This is a genomic window from Fontibacillus phaseoli, assembly GCF_003337355.1.
Lineage (GTDB): Bacteria > Bacillota > Bacilli > Paenibacillales > Paenibacillaceae > Fontibacillus > Fontibacillus phaseoli.
In genome coordinates this window covers 111,033-128,536 of sequence record NZ_QPJW01000004.1, presented here as the reverse complement: position 1 = coordinate 128,536, position 17,504 = coordinate 111,033, and the positions used below count along the sequence as shown (strand labels likewise).

The 17,504-nt window shown below is 48.9% G+C and carries 20 protein-coding genes and 1 riboswitch; of the genes, 8 read left to right on the top strand and 12 right to left on the bottom strand.

Annotated features, from left to right (window positions below; translation table 11 throughout):
• Positions 1-211 precede the first annotated feature (211 nt).
• Positions 212-1,213: an NAD(P)/FAD-dependent oxidoreductase gene (locus DFP94_RS13220; protein WP_114496939.1), complete on the top strand. Its 1,002-nt coding sequence runs from the start codon at positions 212-214 to the stop codon at positions 1,211-1,213.
• A 356-nt stretch (positions 1,214-1,569) separates the two neighbouring features.
• Here DFP94_RS13220 and sda read toward each other — a convergent pair whose 3' ends face one another.
• On the bottom strand, positions 1,570-1,710 hold the full coding sequence (gene sda / locus DFP94_RS13210) for a sporulation histidine kinase inhibitor Sda (RefSeq protein WP_114496937.1): 141 nt from the start codon (positions 1,708-1,710) through the stop codon (positions 1,570-1,572).
• A 275-nt stretch (positions 1,711-1,985) separates the two neighbouring features.
• The gene (locus tag DFP94_RS13205; RefSeq protein WP_114496936.1) at positions 1,986-2,651 is read right to left on the bottom strand and encodes a YheC/YheD family protein; all 666 of its coding nucleotides are present in this window, start codon (positions 2,649-2,651) and stop codon (positions 1,986-1,988) included.
• A 187-nt stretch (positions 2,652-2,838) separates the two neighbouring features.
• Between DFP94_RS13205 and DFP94_RS13200 the strand changes: the two genes are divergently transcribed.
• Positions 2,839-3,039, top strand: coding sequence for a hypothetical protein (locus tag DFP94_RS13200; RefSeq protein WP_114497124.1), 201 nt, complete (start codon positions 2,839-2,841; stop codon positions 3,037-3,039).
• A gap of 163 nt (positions 3,040-3,202) precedes the next feature.
• Positions 3,203-4,405 carry an AI-2E family transporter gene (locus DFP94_RS13195; protein WP_114496935.1) on the top strand — a complete coding sequence of 401 codons (1,203 nt, stop codon included), beginning with the start codon at positions 3,203-3,205 and terminating at the stop codon, positions 4,403-4,405.
• Between the two features lie 149 nt (positions 4,406-4,554).
• On the opposite strand, the gene DFP94_RS13190 is transcribed toward DFP94_RS13195, so the two are convergent.
• Positions 4,555-4,767: a hypothetical protein gene (locus tag DFP94_RS13190; RefSeq protein WP_114496934.1), complete on the bottom strand. Its 213-nt coding sequence runs from the start codon at positions 4,765-4,767 to the stop codon at positions 4,555-4,557.
• 189 nt (positions 4,768-4,956) lie between these two features.
• Here DFP94_RS13190 and DFP94_RS13185 point away from each other — a divergent pair, with 189 nt between their 5' ends.
• Positions 4,957-5,568: a hypothetical protein gene (locus DFP94_RS13185; protein WP_114496933.1), complete on the top strand. Its 612-nt coding sequence runs from the start codon at positions 4,957-4,959 to the stop codon at positions 5,566-5,568.
• 230 nt (positions 5,569-5,798) lie between these two features.
• On the opposite strand, the gene DFP94_RS13180 is transcribed toward DFP94_RS13185, so the two are convergent.
• Positions 5,799-6,155, bottom strand: a complete 357-nt coding sequence (locus tag DFP94_RS13180) for a HesB/IscA family protein (RefSeq protein ID WP_114496932.1) — start codon at positions 6,153-6,155, stop codon at positions 5,799-5,801.
• Between the two features lie 197 nt (positions 6,156-6,352).
• Between DFP94_RS13180 and mqnE the strand changes: the two genes are divergently transcribed.
• Together mqnE and DFP94_RS13170 are read left to right on the top strand one after the other, a co-directional pair.
• Positions 6,353-7,459, top strand: a complete 1,107-nt coding sequence (gene mqnE / locus DFP94_RS13175; RefSeq protein WP_114496931.1) for an aminofutalosine synthase MqnE — start codon at positions 6,353-6,355, stop codon at positions 7,457-7,459.
• A gap of 59 nt (positions 7,460-7,518) precedes the next feature.
• Positions 7,519-8,586 (top strand): NAD(P)/FAD-dependent oxidoreductase, encoded by a 1,068-nt coding sequence (locus tag DFP94_RS13170; RefSeq protein ID WP_114496930.1) that lies wholly within the window; start codon positions 7,519-7,521, stop codon positions 8,584-8,586.
• A gap of 51 nt (positions 8,587-8,637) precedes the next feature.
• Here the strand turns inward: DFP94_RS13170 and DFP94_RS13165 are convergent, their stop codons facing one another.
• Positions 8,638-8,877 (bottom strand): YuzB family protein, encoded by a 240-nt coding sequence (locus tag DFP94_RS13165; protein WP_114496929.1) that lies wholly within the window; start codon positions 8,875-8,877, stop codon positions 8,638-8,640.
• 82 nt (positions 8,878-8,959) lie between these two features.
• Between DFP94_RS13165 and DFP94_RS13160 the strand changes: the two genes are divergently transcribed.
• Positions 8,960-9,205 carry a NifU family protein gene (locus tag DFP94_RS13160; protein ID WP_114496928.1) on the top strand — a complete coding sequence of 82 codons (246 nt, stop codon included), beginning with the start codon at positions 8,960-8,962 and terminating at the stop codon, positions 9,203-9,205.
• Positions 9,206-9,320: 115 nt separating this feature from the next.
• On the opposite strand, the gene DFP94_RS13155 is transcribed toward DFP94_RS13160, so the two are convergent.
• From DFP94_RS13155 to DFP94_RS13125, 7 genes are all read right to left on the bottom strand, one after another.
• Positions 9,321-10,094: an SDR family oxidoreductase gene (locus tag DFP94_RS13155; protein ID WP_114496927.1), complete on the bottom strand. Its 774-nt coding sequence runs from the start codon at positions 10,092-10,094 to the stop codon at positions 9,321-9,323.
• A 233-nt stretch (positions 10,095-10,327) separates the two neighbouring features.
• Positions 10,328-11,194, bottom strand: coding sequence for a MetQ/NlpA family ABC transporter substrate-binding protein (locus DFP94_RS13150; RefSeq protein ID WP_114496926.1), 867 nt, complete (start codon positions 11,192-11,194; stop codon positions 10,328-10,330).
• 68 nt (positions 11,195-11,262) lie between these two features.
• Entirely contained in the window at positions 11,263-11,931 is a 669-nt protein-coding gene (locus tag DFP94_RS13145; RefSeq protein ID WP_114496925.1) for a methionine ABC transporter permease, read from the bottom strand.
• The gene (locus DFP94_RS13140) at positions 11,931-12,956 is read right to left on the bottom strand and encodes a methionine ABC transporter ATP-binding protein (RefSeq protein WP_114496924.1); all 1,026 of its coding nucleotides are present in this window, start codon (positions 12,954-12,956) and stop codon (positions 11,931-11,933) included. Before DFP94_RS13140 ends, DFP94_RS13145 begins: the two co-directional genes overlap by 1 nt.
• 102 nt (positions 12,957-13,058) lie before the next feature.
• Positions 13,059-13,221, bottom strand: a riboswitch (SAM riboswitch).
• Between the two features lie 95 nt (positions 13,222-13,316).
• Entirely contained in the window at positions 13,317-14,033 is a 717-nt protein-coding gene (locus DFP94_RS13135; protein WP_114497123.1) for a Cthe_2314 family HEPN domain-containing protein, read from the bottom strand.
• Positions 14,034-14,138: 105 nt separating this feature from the next.
• Entirely contained in the window at positions 14,139-15,134 is a 996-nt protein-coding gene (locus DFP94_RS13130) for a COX15/CtaA family protein (protein WP_114497122.1), read from the bottom strand.
• Positions 15,135-15,323: 189 nt separating this feature from the next.
• Entirely contained in the window at positions 15,324-15,686 is a 363-nt protein-coding gene (locus tag DFP94_RS13125; RefSeq protein WP_114496923.1) for a thioredoxin family protein, read from the bottom strand.
• 144 nt (positions 15,687-15,830) lie between these two features.
• On the opposite strand from DFP94_RS13125, the gene DFP94_RS26065 reads away from it, so the two are divergent.
• Complete coding sequence (locus DFP94_RS26065) at positions 15,831-17,393, top strand: DUF2515 family protein (RefSeq protein ID WP_245954800.1); 1,563 nt, start codon at positions 15,831-15,833, stop codon at positions 17,391-17,393.
• The last annotated feature ends 111 nt before the right edge of the window (positions 17,394-17,504 follow it).

Genomic DNA, 17,504 nt, shown 5'->3' with positions numbered 1-17,504 from the left:
GTCACAAATCAGGGTACATACATTTGAATAATATCGGCTTTTGTATAAAAGATCAAGTCTTATTTTACGCTGATTTCCCCGGTTTTACAGGCCATTCTGACGATAAATTCGACAATATTTGGTCTGCTTTGCAAGGTCGATAGGGGACAGATATAATAAAGTAGAAATGACAATATAAAGATTGATGAAAATCACCCGGAGGTGTTTGCTTGTGTCATCCCAACATGGAAGCGGCGAATTTACCGACCTGCTCATTATCGGAGGCGGGCCTGCAGGCATGTTTGCTGCTTTTTACGGCGGTATGCGAAAGGCATCCGTCAAATTAATCGAAAGTATGCCTCAGCTGGGAGGGCAAGTTGCCGCCCTTTACCCTGAGAAATATATTTACGATATCGCCGGTTTCCCTAAAATTACCGGCCAAGAACTGGTCAACAATTTGAACGAACAGCTCAAACTGTTTAATCCGGATATTCGCCTGGAAGAAAAAGTGCTGCAAATCGAAAAGAAAGAGGATCGTCATTTTGTCGTTACCACCGACAAGGATGTCCATCATGCCCGTGCCCTGATCATCACAGCGGGGGTCGGCGCATTCGAGCCGCGTCGTCTGGAGCTGGATAACGCCGCACAATTCGAGAAGAGCAATCTTCATTATTTCGTCAGCGACCTGAGTAAATTCCAAGGCCGCCGCGTTCTGATCAGCGGAGGCGGAGACTCCGCCGTGGACTGGGCGCTTATGCTTGAGCCCATCGCGGAGCAAGTTACGCTGATCCACCGCCGCGACAAGTTCCGCGCTCATGAACACAGCGTGGAGAATTTGATCGCTTCGAGCGTGCAGGTAATTACTCCTACGGAAATTACAGCTTTGCACGGAGAAGGCAAGATTGAACGCGTTACGCTGACTCACACCAAAAGTCAGGAAACGCAGGAGATCGAAGTCGATGACGTTATCGTCAACTTCGGGTTTGTGTCTTCGCTCGGACCGATCTCGGAATGGGGCCTTGAAATACAATCGAATGCCATCGTGGTCGATTCCCGCATGGAAAGCTCGATTCCGGGAATCTTCGCTGCAGGAGATATCACTACGTATCCCGGCAAGCTTGATCTGATCGCCGTCGGCTTCGGGGAAGCGCCTACGGCCGTCAACAATGCTAAAGTGTACATTGATCCGGACGCCAAATTATCGCCGGGACACAGCAGCAGTTTGAAACTCTAACTACATGAGTTGAAACAAAAAGGGGTATCTTAACTTTACGCAGGAAAAATTGCTGTAAAGGAGAGATACCCTTTGTCTTATATTTGCCCATTGTGCAACGGATTAGCTCCGTTAACGGCGACCTGTCCCGATTGTGGTTATCTTCTGGAAAACGCCGGAACAAAAGAGGATTACGCAGGACCTTACAGCCCTTACGGCTCTGCAGACCAGTATACCTCAGCATACTCCGTTCATGCTCCTTCCGGTTGCGAACATGTTGTGCAGTGTCCTCATTGCCATGAAGCCTATATTTATCATGTCAACGCTTGGAAAGCGCCTTGACGTCAGCTTGTCCATAATTATTACACAGGTTTTCCTCAGTGCAAAACCGGTTGATTGGTCATTAGATCGCGTCTATGGATCTCTGCCAACAGCAGTGCGATGAACTCCCGGTCCAATTGCAGCATCGTAGCCATATTATAGGATTCAAGCAGCATCTCGTCTGTTAACATCGCCATTGATAACACATCCCTTCTATATTTTTCCTAATCATATCAAGAAACCTCTTGCAGAACAAGCGTTCCTGTTATCCACAAAAGGCTGTGGAAATCCTGTGAATAACTTGTTAGTAATAAATCTCGTTCATTGTAGAATAAGATAGGATAATGTGGATAAAAGTTATTCACAGGATATTTTCTGCCCTATTTCCGACCAAATTTTTTTTATTTTCGTAAAATTTTAAAGTCATAATTCATTAACCTGTAAAAGTTTGCTATAAACTTTTTCTCTTAAATTATTGCGGCCGCGTGTTCACTTCAAATATCCACAACTTGCCTCTTGAATCAATCCCGTAATCAAATCCCAATTGATCGATACCCGGAAAAGCGGATTCAAGAATCCCGATGCATGTATTCGTGATGGTACGCATCTCCTGGCGTTTTTTGCCCGCCGCTCCTTTTTGCCGGAGGGAAAGACCTAACCCCTGTCTGGCACTCAATTGGGTTCCTCCCTTGCATAAATTCGTGACAAACAACCCGGGACGGGCCAGTCTTCCTACCATCGCACGGTAAACCCAAGTCCCGCCTTGCTTCACTACCTTCACGCGATAATCAATCGGACGCCCACCGATCTTGGCCAGATGGATTCCTTGCTGTATCATATATTTCCGGCCAACTTTCACCCGATTTAACGCATGAAACATGGCATCGAAGCTGTTAAACACTCTTTGTGCGGACATATACGTGAAAGAATACTGCCCTCTGGAGCGCGTTACTTTAATAACCCCGTAACCGCCACCGCCTTTAAGCGGCTTAATGACTACCATTCCAAACTGATTCAGCATGCTTTTAAGCGACTCTGCACTATACATTCGGGTATGCGGTATGTGGGCGGCCACGTACGCGTTTCTCAATAGCGCTTCCGTTTTCAGCCATTTGTTGGCCAGTTGTCTTCCCGCCATGACACCATCCCCTTTCGGTTATACGTTATTCATACTCAAACGGAGTCAAGTGTTCTTGTATGTTTGTCCGAGGCGGAAGCCTGTTTTCCCTGCAGCGGTTTCTATGCAAAATGAAGAAATTAACGTATAGTAGGGGCTAACGAGGCGTTCAGCCGGAAGAGAATCCTTTAGTGCGATGGAGGAAGCGATGAACAAATTATTCGAAGTTCTTTATTGGTTTGCCATGATCGCCATGTCGCTCGTGCTGGCTGCGATCACGGTCCTGCTGTTTTTTACGGGATTCCGGTTTATGAAAGGGACCCGCAAAGGTCTGGGTGCCGGATGTATCCTGTTTTCTCTGGTTGCCGCATGCATGGTAGCATTTATGGTGGAGAAGCAGTTCTTCTGAAAAGCCGGTCTTTTATGCGGGATTCATATTCCTTCGAAATTCGAAGCGATATGAATCCTTTATATTTTTCATTGCGTTTTTCAAAAAACTATGAAACCAAATCACTTTTTTGCGTAATACTATATTATGACTTAATACCACCCGACAGGAGGATTTTGCTTTCATGGGAAGCGCGCAACTATGGAGTGAACGTTTCAAAAGATTTTTTCTCGGCAACCGGTTTGTCCTGTTTCTGCTGATTTTGCTGCTCATCGGGCTTAACGTCCTGGTGCTGGACAAGGTCTCGTTTGTATTCAAACCGTTAACCGTGCTGCTAAAAACCGTGCTGCTTCCGATCTTGCTGACCGGCGCGATTTATTATTTGCTGAACCCTCTCGTGGATTGGCTGGAGCGCAAAGGAATTCCCCGCGTCTATACCATCGTTGCCCTCTACCTATTAATCGCAGGAATCATTACGGTTGTCATCATTTCCGTAGTGCCGATCGTTCAGAATCAGATTACCGATTTGATCGACAATTTCCCCAAATACAGTTATGAGGTGCAATTGCAATTCGAGAAGCTTATCGGCAGCAATTTCTTTCATCAGGTTCAGGAATCAACCGGCTTTAATCCGACCAAAGTGGGGGAAACGATTTCCCAACAAGCCACTACGATTCTGGATAACGCCTGGTCGGGGATCGGCGGATTCCTGGGGGCGTTGAAGGACTTCGTTCTCGCGATCATAACCGTCCCGTTCATTCTGTTCTATCTGCTGAAGGACGGCAAAAAGCTTCCTGCCTTCATTTTGAGATACGTCCCCGTAAAATTCCGGAACCAGACTCACCGGGTAATGTCGGAAATGAACGGACAAATCAGCTCTTATATCCGCGGTCAGATTATCGTCAGCTTCTGTATCGGGATATTGCTGTATATCGGATTTTTGATTATCGGCATGGATTATTCCCTGGTCCTGGCAATCATCGCTTCGTTTACCAGCATCGTTCCTTATCTGGGACCGGCCATCGCTATTACGCCGGCGCTCATTATTGCGATCGTAACCTCGCCATTCATGCTGCTTAAGCTGATCATCGTCTGGACCGTGGTGCAATTGATCGAAGGCAAATTCATTTCGCCTCAAATTATGGGCAAATCCTTGAGAATTCACCCGATTACGATCATTTTTGTGATTCTGACGGCCGGTAATTTGTTCGGCGTGCTGGGGATTATATTAGCGGTGCCCGGTTATGCCGTGCTCAAAGTGGTGGTCAACCATCTATTCAAGTGGTTTGAGATGCGATCTCATTTATACGAGCCGGAAGAGAAGGACACGGGACTTCCCCCCGATGTGGAAGTTACCGTCAAAGTATCGAATCCGGAACAGGGTTAATAAACAATTGGAAAGGGCTGTCCCGTAAGGTCCGTTGACCTTCGCGAGACAGCCTTTTTTCTCGGGTATCATTCCGCCGGTTTAAAATCCGAATCCCTTTTCACTTCGGGATAGCATCGATGATGCCTTGGCTCAGTAGCGCAGACTTTTTACCTTCCTTTTAAATAAGTATCAAAGAAATCCAGAACATAAGCATTCACGATCTCGGCTCCCCTGCCTCCCTTTAGCGTCCCCGTCATCCCGGTCAGCGATACCAGAGGAGAATAGAGGGGAAGATCGGTAAAATCATAATGCTCGCTACCATCGAGGTATAAAAAATGACCCTGGTGTTCTTGGGCACTTCCGATAATGGACTTTTTCATTGGTGAAGATTTCTCTCATATAGAGAAATAGCGGTGCTATGTTTAATAAGTTTGTAGGTTATAAAGAATACCGTATCAATGGACAGCTAATAAGTAGAGCTAAATTGACTGCTGATTACACTTATGATAAATATAGTGGTAAATTAAGTGTTAAAAAGATAGATACTTGGACTTAAAACGGAGGTAACCATGAAAGCAGCTATATTTATTTTACTGCTAATATTTATTTCTGGATGCTCAGGTACTTTACAGAGGGATACAAATGAATCTAATAATAAAGAAGTTGCAAACAACAACTCAACAGGACTCGTTCAGCCTTTAGTAACAAATGAGGTAATCACCCCTTCTCAAGAAATCCAATATTCTGATAAGGATATTGAAAAAATCTTTTTACCTCCTAATTTTATTGTAAAAAAATTCGAAATTGTTCACAAAGAAAAGAAAATTGAATTTTCCATGGACTATATTTTTAATGATGAATTATATACGATATTAAATAGTGGGATTACATATTCATTTGTTATTGTGTATCCTGAGCCCGTTCAAAGTATTTTAAATAATAAGAATTCTGAAATAATTCCTGGTAAAATAAGTTCCGATGGCCGTTTAAACTATAGTTTGTCTTTTAGCGAAGTAGTTGATTCTGAAATTAGTGAAGAACAATTTAAAACTATCCAAGATAATATGGAATATCAACTTCACGTTCTCAATTCAAAAGACGAAGTATTCCATATATTCCCCACCTTTAGATATATGGTTGATTATGAAGAAGGAAAATCGGATGATTTATTTTACAAATAAAAAAAAGACTATTAAACGGTGCAAACAGCGTTTAATAGTCTTTCTTTAAATTAATAGAATTGTGTAAGTCCCTTTTATCAAATTCTCACTATCATAAAAAAACGAACAATGTTACTAATCGACGCATCTAGTATTTTGTCCTTCACGCCCCATTATACATATTAGAAGCTTAATCAGCCCAGATAAGGTTTCGCTAGAATTAATTACAACCTGCATCGTTACTACGTTTCTCAGTCGCAAACTTCCGGACGCCCTTCTTCGTCCCGCATGCGGAACGACTGGCCACAGCCGCAGGAAGCGATCGCGTTCGGGTTGTTGATCGTGAAGCCGCCGGACATGCCGGATTCCTGAAAGTCGATTTCAAGGCCGTTCAAGTAACGGACGCTTTCTTTGCCGACCACAACCTTGATTCCTTTGAGATCCAGGTAAACATCGCCTTCGCCTTCCTGATCGTCCAGTCCCATGCTATATGAAAAACCGCTGCATCCACCGGGATTCACTCCAAGGCGGAGAAACATATCCGGCGTTTCCTCCCCGGCAATCATGTCCTTAATCCGCTGTGCGGCGCTATCAGAGATTTCAATCATCGTTACCCCTCCTTATATACAAAGTATACTCCACATCTCCATTCCCCTCAAGCGAGTGTGATTTTTATTGTAGCGCCTTCGCAATCCACTTGTTCCATGTGTTGTCCCTTTTCAAATGGGGGTTTATAATAGGAAAGTGGTTTAATCTGTCTATAATAATGTATCCGATGGATCATCCAGGAAGCGGAGGTTTTGTCATGTTTACAACAGTATCCCCGAACACAGACCAAAGAATGAGCGAAATTGTGGAAAAAGTAAGGCAAGGTGAACGTTTAACCCTCGAAGACGGGGTATATCTATATGAGAGCGACGATTTGTTGACCATTGGTCAGTTGGCGAATGAAGTAAACTTGCGAAAGAACGGAAAAAAAGTTTATTTCATCGAAAATATGAGTCTTTATTTCACCAACATTTGCGAATCGCATTGCGCTTTCTGCAACTTCCGCAAGGATCAAGGAGAAGAAGGTTCTTACACCTTATCCGGCGAAGAAATGGTGGCTTATGTGGAGAAACATATCACCCCTGGCGTACGTGAATTCCACATCGTCGGCGGTCATAACCAGCACGTTCCTTTCCAATACTATGTCGACTCGCTCAAAGCGCTCAACGAGCGGTTTCCCGACATCACGCTCAAAGCATATACGGCGGCTGAGATCGAATTTTTCACGCGGATCAGCGGCCTCAGCACGAAGGAAGTTCTGACGGAACTGCAAAAAGCCGGCCTTAAATCGTTGACCGGAGGCGGGGCTGAAATTTTGTCCGACCAATACCGGGAAAAAATGAAAGTGGAAAAGGCAAACGTGGACCAATATCTCGACGTGCACCGTACCGCCCATAAATTGGGGATGAAGACGCATACGACGATGCTCTACGGCTCGATCGAATCCCATGAGGACCGGATCCGCCATATGATCCAGATCCGCGAGCTTCAGGACGAAACCGGCGGATTCATGGTATTCATCCCGCTATCCATGCAGCCGCGCAATAAAAACGCGGGGATCATGCGAAGAAATTCAGCCTACGAAGATCTCAAAACGATCGCCATCAGCCGGTTAATGCTGGACAATATCCAGCACATTAAAGCCTACTTTATCAATATCGGCGTTCAGTTGACCCAGGTCGCGCTAACCTTCGGCGCCTCCGATGTGCACGGCACGATTTTGAAGGAACAGATCAGCCACGCGGCTGGAGCGCTTACCCCGGACGGATTAACCCGGAAAGAGTTGATTTGGCTCGTAAAAGGCGCCGGCCGTATTCCGGTGGAAAGAGACACCTTCTACAACGAAATCCAGATTTATGAATAACGCAATCGGGTGACAGTGACGAATAGTAACCAACCCCCGGCAGAAGGGAATACGATGAGATGAAACAATTCGTTATTCTGGGTGGAGGCTATGGCGGAACCACCATTATTCATGAACTTTTTAAGGGGCATATTCCTGCGGATATTCAAATTACGTTGGTGGACCGAATGCCATTCCAAAGCTTAAAGACCGAATACTATGCTTTGGCGGCCGGAACGGCATCCGATCACGAGCTCCGGGTTCCCTTTCCTCAATACAGCGGTCTGAACATCAAGTACGGAGAGGCCGTATCACTGGATTTGGAGAACCGGAGGATCCACTTTTCGGAGTTAGGCGAACCCCCGCTTGAATACGACCAGCTTGTCATTGCTCTAGGCTGTACCGATAATTATCACAATATCTCCGGCGCGAAGGAATTTTCATGCAGCATACAGTCCTTCTCGGCGGTGCGCAATACCTATATGAACCTGAACAACGCCAAGCCGTACAGTAAAATCAATATCGTCGGCGGCGGACTCAGCGGGGTAGAGATTGCCGCCGAGCTCCGCGAAAGCCGCCCTGATTTGAACATTTCCCTGATCGACCGCGGTTCGCGTCTTTTGTCGGCTTTTCCCCCAAAAGTATCGACCTATGTCACGAAATGGTTTCATGAACACGAAGTGGAGACGCTGTCCCATATTTCGATTCATGCACTGGAACCGGGAGTGATCCATCATGAAACCGGGAATCTGTTGTCCGATGTCACCGTATGGACCGCAGGAATCCGGCCCGTGGAACTCGTGCAAAATCTGAACGTGCCAAAAGACCGTCAGGGCCGTGTCCTGCTTGGAGAACACTACCAAATACCGGACTACCCTGAAGTCTTTGTTTGCGGCGACTGTGCCAGTCTTCCATTTGCCCCAAGCGCTCAAGCCGCCGAAGGCCAAGGCCATCAGCTCGCTCAAATTGTCTCGGCCGGATGGCGCGACGAAGCGCCGAAGCTTCAGCCCATTAAACTGAAAGGTACCCTCGGTTCACTCGGCAAAAAAGCAGGATTCGGCTTAATGGGCAAAGCCCAGGTTACGGGACGCGTGCCGCGTCTGTTAAAAAGCGGTGTACTCTGGATGTCCAAGCACCATCTTGGCTAGTTGCGACGGGACTGCACAGGTTCAAAAGCGGGTGAGCGACTACCATCGGAATCAATCTATCGCTTCGATCTCTTTGATCATGTCCACGATGACTTCATAAAGCTGCTCGGCGGTTTCAGCCGCCACGGTCTCTCCATTGACCAAGGCATACGGAGACGTATAACACATCCCGCAGCCCGTAAGACAACCGTATTCGATGACTTCGCAGTCATAGTGTTCTTTTAGCCGGTTTAATGCAACATCAGTACCAAATCCGGCATTGTTTGCACAAAATTCAATAATCGGTTTCAAACGCGAGTCCCCCGTCAGCGAAGCATTTAAATTTAAAGCTTTTTGTAATATAATATATAGGAAAGGAAAGGAGTTGAAAACAATGAGCGAAAACGTACAAGATAAATTGTATGACGAGGTGCTGGAAGTTTTGGACAAACTTCGCCCCTTCCTGCAGCGTGATGGCGGCGACGTCGAACTGGTCGACGTGGAAGACGGTATCGTCAAATTGAAATTGATGGGTGCCTGCGGCAGTTGCCCAAGCTCCACCATTACCCTCAAAGCAGGGATCGAACGCGCGCTGTTTGAAGAAGTGGAAGGCGTGCAAGAGGTCGTACAAGTATTTTAAGATATACAGCAGCGGGCCGGAACCTGGTTCCGGCAGTATAGCAACACCAATAACACGGCCATCCGGCTTACCCGGAAAGGCCGTGTTTTATTGTTTACAGCAGCAGAAGCTCATTCTATGAAGGTTTAATCCATGGACGAATCGGATCGAGGCCACCTGAGATGTCCATAATGTTGCCAGTAATGAAATCGGAATCCTTATTGCAGAGAAACGAAATGACGCGAGCGATATCCTCTCCGCTGCCCGGACGGCCTAAAGGAGTCTCCTTATCGGACAGCTTCCGGGCTTCATCGATAGAAATCTCTTTATTCCTCCCCCGAATATCTCCGGGGCATACCATATTCACGGTAATCCCGTACGGGGCTTCTTCAACCGCAAGGGTCTTCGTAAAGGAGACGAGCCCGGTTTTGGCGGCGGCATAAACCGCGCGATGCGGCCAGGCCCGGGATTCCGAAGCATGACCGAAACCAAAATGAACGATTCGTCCCCAGCCTTTGTCCCGCATGCCCGGAAGGACCTGATGATCCAACAGCATCGTGCCGACCAGATTGCCGTCGATCATAGCCAGAATATCGGCCTGACTATAGTCGGTGAACAGCCGCCGCTCACGGATAAACGGCCCGGCATTATTCACAAGAATATCGATACTTCCGAGGCTGTCTTGAACCTGATCCACAAGAACCTCGATCTCTTCCCGCCGGGACACATCAGCCTGCACGGCGATACAACGAACGCCTATCCGCTCAATTTGAGATTGAAGGGCAAGCGCTTCCGATTCACTATGTACATAATTCAGTGCGATATGGCAGCCTTGCTCCGCCAGCGTCAGCGCGGTCTTCTTGCCCAAGCCTTTGGCGCTTCCCGTAATCAGGGCGATTTTTCCCACCAACGTCCCTCTCCTCCTCACATGTACCTTCTTTTCAAGTATAAAAGATTTAAGACTTTCCCACAAACGGGAAGCGGGGGAAGGAGTAAACGGTTGTGTGCTTGAACCCGTTGATTGGAAAATATCCAATCCAGCGGATAAACCGGCCAGAACCAACATTTTACAAATGGCATGTATAGACAAAAATCCCGCTGCGCAAAGCAACGGGATTAAGAATCGTTTCTGTTTACAACTTCTTAAAATACTGGAACCAAAGCACCTTTATAGGTATCTTCGATAAACTTCTTCACGTCGGGGGAAGTCAGCGCTTTAGCCAGCTTTTGGATGGCTTCGGAGTCTTTGTTGTCCGGGCGCGATACCAAAATGTTGGTGTAAGGCGAATCTGCGTCTTCAATGAACAGCGCATCGTCAACCGGGTTGAGATCGGCTTCAAGCGCGTAGTTGGTATTGATCAGAGCCAAATCCACTTCCTCCAATTGGCGCGGAAGCATGGCGGCGTCGGCTTCAATGAATTTCAGGTTTTTCGAATTTTCGGTAATATCCGCTTTGGTGGCCATAATTCCAGCACCTTCCTTGAGCTTGATAAGCCCTTGCTTTTCAAGCAGCAGCAAAGCGCGTCCGCCGTTCGTCGCATCGTTCGGGATCGCCACTTTGGCGCCGTCCGCAATCTCCTCGGCCGTTTTCAGGTTTTTGGAGTATGCGCCCATAGGTTCGACATGCACGCCGACAACGGACACAAGATCAAAGTTGTTTTGTTTGTTTTGCTCGTCAAGATAAGGCTGATGCTGGAAATAGTTTGCATCCAGCTGTTTTTCGAATACTTGAACGTTAGGTTGAACGTAGTCCGTAAATTCTCTGACTTCCAGTTCCACGCCTTCTTCCTTCAATGCCGGCGCAATGAACTTAAGAATATCCGCGTGAGGCACGGTTGCACCAACGACCAGTTTAACCGGTTCCGATGTCGCCGGCGTGTTCGCAGCATTGTTTTCTGCAGCCGGCGTATTGCCAGCGGCGGGGTTGTCATTTTTTGCATTGTTGCTTCCGCAAGCGGCAAGCACCAAAACTAAAGCCAGCGTCAACAACGAGAATGTCCATTTTTTCATAACAGTATGCCCTCCCAAATTTTTTTGAATAAGGATGTTGTAAATCTGTATCTATATATAGTTGTTCCTTATTTCCGCGTAAAATAAATCACCAGCCGGTCACCCAGCATTTGCAATACTTGCACCAGGATGACCATAAAAATAACGGAAACGATCATGACTTCCTTCTCATAACGGTAGTAGCCGTAGCGGATAGCCAAATCGCCTAGCCCGCCGCCGCCGACCATACCGGACATCGCCGTGTAGGAAACGAGCGTAACGGCGGTTATCGTCATGCCAGCAATGAGACCGGGCAACGATTCAGGCAGCAGTACTTTGCGGATTACCTGAAAGGTAGTCGCGCCCATTGCATGCGACGCTTCGATCACCCCGCGGTCCACTTCGCGCAGCGCCGTCTCAACGAGACGGGCGAAGAACGGGGCGGCCCCGATCACGAGCGGCGGGATCGTTCCTTCCACTCCGGAAGAGACGCCCATTATCGCCCGGGTAAGCGGGATGAGGGCAACGATCAGGATGATGAACGGTACGGATCGGATAATGTTTACGATGAGGGAAAGGACCCGGTACACCCACCCCAGAACGGGTGAACTGGAACGGGAAAAAGTGTACAACAGCACACCCAACGGGAGACCGATCAGAAACGTGAACAGGGTGGCGTAACCCATCATTTGCAGCGTGTCGATGGAAGCCGTACCCATTTCAGGCCAATCGATTTTAGAAAAATCCAAACCCCACATTACCCGATCACCTCCACATCAAGATCCCGTTCCCTTAGCAAAGTAAGCGTACGTTCAACCTTCTCGTCATCCCCTTCAAAAGATACCGTAAGCTTGCCGTAAGGCACATCTTTGATCGTCGAGATCGTCCCCTGCAGGATTGCGAAATTGACTTCGGTTTCCCTAACAACCTGGGACAACACCGATTCGTACGTCTTCGCCCCGAGAAACGTGATCTTCACTAGTTTCGACCATTCCGGATGCGGAACCGGGGCTGCAAACTTCAGTCCTTCTTCTCCGGCCGCCCCCGTTGCATCGCGGTTGATAAACTCCCGAGTTACGAAATGCTGCGGCTTCAGGAACACCTCGGTAACGGGCCCTTCTTCCACGATACCTCCCTCATGAATGACGGCCACCCGGTCGCAAATGCTTTGAATGACGTGCATCTCATGCGTGATGAGCAGAATGGTCAGGTTGAACTTCCGGTTAATGTCAAGCAACAGCTTCAAGATGGAATCCGTAGTTTGAGGATCCAATGCGGAAGTCGCTTCATCGCAGAGCAACACGTCAGGATCGCTGGCTAAGGCGCGCGCGATGCCTACCCGCTGCTTCTGCCCGCCGGACAATTGGGCCGGATGCTTGTCGCGGTGTTCTTCCAGACCGACCAGAGCCAAGAGCTCATTCACTTTACTCTGAATCCGAGCTTTAGGCGTTCCGGTCAAAGTCAGAGGAAAGGCCACATTGTCATATACCGTAGCCGAGGACAACAGATTGAAATGCTGAAAAATCATGCCGATCTTCCGGCGATGCTGTTGCAGTTCCCGCTTGTTCAGCTTGGTCAGGTCGACACCGCCGACCCATACCTCACCCCGGGTCGGCCGTTCCAGCAAATTGATGCAGCGGATGAGCGTGCTCTTCCCCGCGCCGGAGTGGCCAATGACGCCGAAAATCTCTCCTTTGTTAACCGTCAGATTAAGCTCGGATAGCGCCGTGGTCGCCTTTTTCTTGCTACCGTATATTTTGGTAAGCTGTTTGAGTTCAATCAAACTGATTAGCCTCCTGTATAGATTAATTTCAAAGAGAGTTATAAAAAAACAGAAAAGAGCCCCTGCAGATTCAAAGGGCTCTCTTTACGTAAAGACAATGCCTTCTCATCTGCCAAAACCATTGCGATGCGCACGCATACGCGGTTTTGAAGGATTTAGCACCATGTCATTCGTTCCGGCATCTCCATGAATCTTCGCTGGTACCTGGAATCGAATCGGTTGCTGGGCTTCATCGGGCCTGTCCCTCCGCCTCTCTCGATAAGAAAAATATGAAATTGGTTACGAAACTATTTTAGAGTATAGGAGGTTTAAGGTCTTTTGTCAAAGGAAAAAATACGTAGCCCGATCGGAAAAGGCTTTCTATTTCAAGGAAACCTTTTTCCAGCGCTGATTACTATAAGCAAAAGCCGTATGTAGCGTTTCGCAGACCATAAGATACCCTTGCTCCAGGTCATGCAAATGCTGGTCCAGATCCTCCAACTCAATTTTCCCCCGCAAGGTCTGATGCCGCTGCCAAAGGTCATCCTTCATTTCCGAGTTCATATAGTGGATTTCCGTATTCCGGCGCCTTCTTAGCTCGGCCAGCGCTTCCTTGTACTTTTCCTTAATGGCAACCAGCCGGTCTCCAAGCTCCATATGTACTTTCATGTATCGGAACTGGCGTAGCACCGTAAAGTAAGAAAAATGTGCCTTCACTTTGGACGTCTTGAGATCGAACAGCTCATTAAGCACCGTCCCAAGCTTGTCCAGCGTGGAAAACACGCGAATAAATCCGTCTTTATAAAAAAATACGTAACGGGCATAGTCGCTGCGCTCTGCCGGATCCATATCCTCAATGGAATCATGAACTACTTTTTTGCGAAAAAAAGCAGCCGCATGCAAGCATTGCTCCAACTCGTCCAGCGAGGTGATCAAGCCAAGCGTCCAAATCTCGAGCTTACGGAAGTCATGGGTCGGATCTTTGGACAGTTCCGTCTCCTTTTGCAGCAACTTGGTCGTTTGAATCATGGCATTGATTGTATCGCCCAGCAAACCTTCATTTTGTCTCGGCGGTTCTCCAAGCAAACTTCGCAGCATCATCGTTTCCTCGCTTCCATCATCAAATCCCGGCGATCCCTTTGTATCGGAACTACTCTTATAACACTTCCCGAAACTTTCCGCGGTCATTCCCGGCAGGTTTAATTATTGGACTTTCCGATTTTGGGCAGGGTCTTTTCCCGCAACCAGCCGCCCATCGATTCCCGCATTCCCGTTATCGTTCTTGTTCATTTGCCAGGTTCTTACGCTCATATAACAGAGTACCCCGAACAAAGCCGCTAAAACAATAATGTGGGCAAGAGAAGTAAAAAGGTACACTTCATAATTGTTTAGTGTGAATACAATACTCGCACCCGTAAATACCTGCGTAAGGATCAGTACCGTAGCGGCTATGCCCAAAGCACGAATTTCCCGGTTTCCGGGATGCTTCCGATAAGCAAAATGACCGACCGTAGCCACGACGATCAGCAGCAACAGCGCAGCTACCCGGTGTGCAAAAGCGATGCCGACGCCACCCGAAAGTTCGGGAATCAGTTCCTTGTTGCAAAGCGGCCAGCCGGAACAACCGCCCGCAGAATCGGTATGACTCACATAAGCGCCGATATAAACCACAATATACGTATACGCCGTGGCGAACCACGTCAAATTGCGAAAGCCTTTTGAGACGTAATACTTCGGAGCCACAGGCGCACTCGCCTCCCTGGCTTCATCCTCACGAATTCCCAGGACAAGCATGACCGAACTGGCGAAAGCGATCAGGGAAAAACCGAAATGCAGCGCCATGACGGCGGAGGACGTGGGATAAATCACCGCCATCGCTCCCATGAAGGCCTGCACCATTACAAAAAAAAGAGCCAGGAAAGAATAGATTTGCAAATCCCGGCGATGCTTCCGGTACAGCCAAAACGCTACAAAGGCGCCCAAAGAAAGCAAGCCCGCCCCTCCGCTAATCGCCCGGTGCGAATACTCGATCATCGACGCGATCGTATGGGCTGGTACAAACTTTCCGTGGCACAAGGGCCAATCGTTGCCGCAGCCCAGTCCCGATTCGGTTTTGGTCACGACGCTCCCGCCCAAAGTAGCTAAAAACATGACCAAGCAAGAAAGGTAGCTAAGCCATTTGAGTTGTTTCGTATTCAACATGCTCACCCGTTCTATCAGAGTAAGGAAGTATCTGCATTCATTCGTTTCTTTGAAATCATATTTCATTATACCCGATAGGACAGGGCAAATCATAGAGAAACGTTACAGAATGTTCAAAAACACAAACATCGCCGCCTGTACGGGCCAGGGGCGATGTGATTTTTGTCGTTTGAAATTGGATAACAGCTATTCTTTTCTTTCGGCCGTATCGTGCAAGGTATGGTACACATCCAGCGCCTTATTCAAGAAATCTTCAATTTCCTCGCGTGATTTACGGAGTTTATTCACGTAGCGAACAAGCTCCCGACCGTCCGCATAGGCGACGAAGCTCGGTATTCCCAAAATGTTTTGTTCCTGGCTAACGTCACCGACCTTGTCTACGTCCACTTCAATCAACGTGAGACGGTCGCCGTATTTCTCTTCAACCTCCGGCATAAAGGGGTCGATATACTTGCAGTCCCCGCACCAGTCCGCTTTAAAAACCGCTACGACAAGGTTGCTGGATTGGATGCTTATGCCAAACTCGGCTGCGCTTTGCACCTGTTTCATGAGCTTCATTCCTTTCTGTCTGTACTTTTTTAAGCTTTTATTATGGTTCCTCTTTAAGTCAACCAAAACCCGGAGTGGAAGTCAAACTTTTGGCCATACTTGTAATATGAAATTTGATGATCGGAATAGAAAGCGAGGACCCCTATGATGCAGAGCCCACACAACCCGGAAGGTCCGGCCCCCGCCCCGGGACTCAAGGAACTTATCCGCCGGCTCCCCACCTTGCTCGGAAAAACCTTCAAAGGTAAAGCTGCGGGGATTGCCGAGTCCAGCCGCCTGCGGGAGGACCGGACTTCCCTTGGCTGGAAGGAAGCCTCCGCACGCACGGTAGCCGCGGAAATCGAAGACTTGCTGCGGCGGGGACCGGCAGGGAGAACCGCCCCCCGGGAGGATGAGTGGAGCGAAGGTGACCTGGCACTAGCGGAGGAGATCGCTTTGGCGACCAGCCGTGCGGGAAGCAGTAATATTACCCGTACGGAGGCGTACCTGGCCTGTTATCAGGCGTATCCGGAATTGCATTGGGCGTTCCTTGCCCATATGGTGTCCCGGAATGCCGGGTGGAATATGACGGACCTGCGCGGCAGAATGGCCGATCTCATGGATGAAACCGAAAAACGGGCGTACTACCGCTTTTTGGAGCGCAGCAATGCCCTGATTTTTCAAGACGCATATCCCCAACTGCTCCTGTACATAAAAAGCCGTGAACTCGGCTCCAGCCGTTTCCACCTGCTTTCCTATTTCCACGTCTCCGGCTTTATGCGCCCTTTTTGGGAGCGGTTCTGGATCGATAGGGGCAGCGCTCTTCTGACGGTTGGATTGATTATTAACGAACAAAACTATATCGAAAAACGGGTCATCCGCCATCCTTATTATCAGAGACATATTACCGACAAAGTCCCTTTCCATCTGCAAAGCCTGGCAGGTTTGAATCAGGTAGTATTTCCGTTGCTCGAAGCGGAAGCGGAGGAGTGCGAAGCGGAGCAGCAAGATAAAATAGCGGCGGCGGGTTCCGAGGAGGAACCCGCCGAGAAATCCGCCTCGCCGGGTGATCAGGTTACGCCCAGACACTCGGCGAGAGAGGAACTGAAGGCCTATGAGAATGACGAACAGTTCTTCTCCAGCGGGGATGGGCTCGCCGGCTCGGGAGTCGGCGAGCCCGGGAAACAATCCGCAGAAGAAGAGAGCGGATTGGGGCAGCTCTTGGAGGAGGGAGGCCGAGTGAAATACGTCGTGCACCGCCTCGCGGGGCGCGTCGTCTCCGACTTCGGCAGCCTCCCGGACCGCATCGCGCTAGGCAAGAGCCTGTACGCGATGCTCATGGGTCTCCGCGCCGTGCGCAGCGGCGCGGAGCGCTTCGCCGCCAGCGTGCCGCACAGCGGCTCGCGCGGTGACTATTGGCCGGAATTGTTCACGGCCAATAGCAAAGAAGCTCTGACCTCCCCGATGCAGGGGTCAGAGCTTCTGGAAGGCGAGACGCTGCCGCCGGGCAAGCGTCTCTATAGCCCCAAGCTGTTGGACGCTTGGGGCGACACCCCCTATGAGCCAATCTCCAGGGAAGATTGGCTTAAGGACCACAGCGCGCTTGACGGCATCAGCGCGCCCCAGCCGCCGTATCTATGCGACATCAGTCGCGAACATCGCGACGGCATCCTCAAAACCGCCCTCGTCCACGATGCGGCCGGCGACGAGAACCACAGGCAGACATAAAGCCTAATAATGCCACTATTGTCTGCCTCACTAATGTTGGGTCCCTTTGCCGTAGCCGACCACATTTCCCGGGCAATTCGACATCAATCGCAAGGCAAAAACAACGGCCTC

Bases quoted from the DNA above. Each gene is read 5' to 3' on its own strand.
- sda (WP_114496937.1), bottom strand. From the start codon at position 1,710: ATGGCGATGTTAACAGACGAGATGCTGCTTGAATCCTATAATATGGCT.
- DFP94_RS13205 (WP_114496936.1), bottom strand. From the start codon at position 2,651: ATGGCGGGAAGACAACTGGCCAACAAATGGCTGAAAACGGAAGCGCTA.
- DFP94_RS13200 (WP_114497124.1), top strand. From the start codon at position 2,839: ATGAACAAATTATTCGAAGTTCTTTATTGGTTTGCCATGATCGCCATG.
- DFP94_RS13195 (WP_114496935.1), top strand. From the start codon at position 3,203: ATGGGAAGCGCGCAACTATGGAGTGAACGTTTCAAAAGATTTTTTCTC.
- DFP94_RS13190 (WP_114496934.1), bottom strand. From the start codon at position 4,767: ATGAAAAAGTCCATTATCGGAAGTGCCCAAGAACACCAGGGTCATTTT.
- DFP94_RS13185 (WP_114496933.1), top strand. From the start codon at position 4,957: ATGAAAGCAGCTATATTTATTTTACTGCTAATATTTATTTCTGGATGC.
- DFP94_RS13180 (WP_114496932.1), bottom strand. From the start codon at position 6,155: ATGATTGAAATCTCTGATAGCGCCGCACAGCGGATTAAGGACATGATT.
- mqnE (WP_114496931.1), top strand. From the start codon at position 6,353: ATGTTTACAACAGTATCCCCGAACACAGACCAAAGAATGAGCGAAATT.
- DFP94_RS13170 (WP_114496930.1), top strand. From the start codon at position 7,519: ATGAAACAATTCGTTATTCTGGGTGGAGGCTATGGCGGAACCACCATT.
- DFP94_RS13160 (WP_114496928.1), top strand. From the start codon at position 8,960: ATGAGCGAAAACGTACAAGATAAATTGTATGACGAGGTGCTGGAAGTT.
- DFP94_RS13150 (WP_114496926.1), bottom strand. From the start codon at position 11,194: ATGAAAAAATGGACATTCTCGTTGTTGACGCTGGCTTTAGTTTTGGTG.
- DFP94_RS13145 (WP_114496925.1), bottom strand. From the start codon at position 11,931: ATGTGGGGTTTGGATTTTTCTAAAATCGATTGGCCTGAAATGGGTACG.
- DFP94_RS13135 (WP_114497123.1), bottom strand. From the start codon at position 14,033: ATGCTGCGAAGTTTGCTTGGAGAACCGCCGAGACAAAATGAAGGTTTG.
- DFP94_RS13125 (WP_114496923.1), bottom strand. From the start codon at position 15,686: ATGAAACAGGTGCAAAGCGCAGCCGAGTTTGGCATAAGCATCCAATCC.
- DFP94_RS26065 (WP_245954800.1), top strand. From the start codon at position 15,831: ATGATGCAGAGCCCACACAACCCGGAAGGTCCGGCCCCCGCCCCGGGA.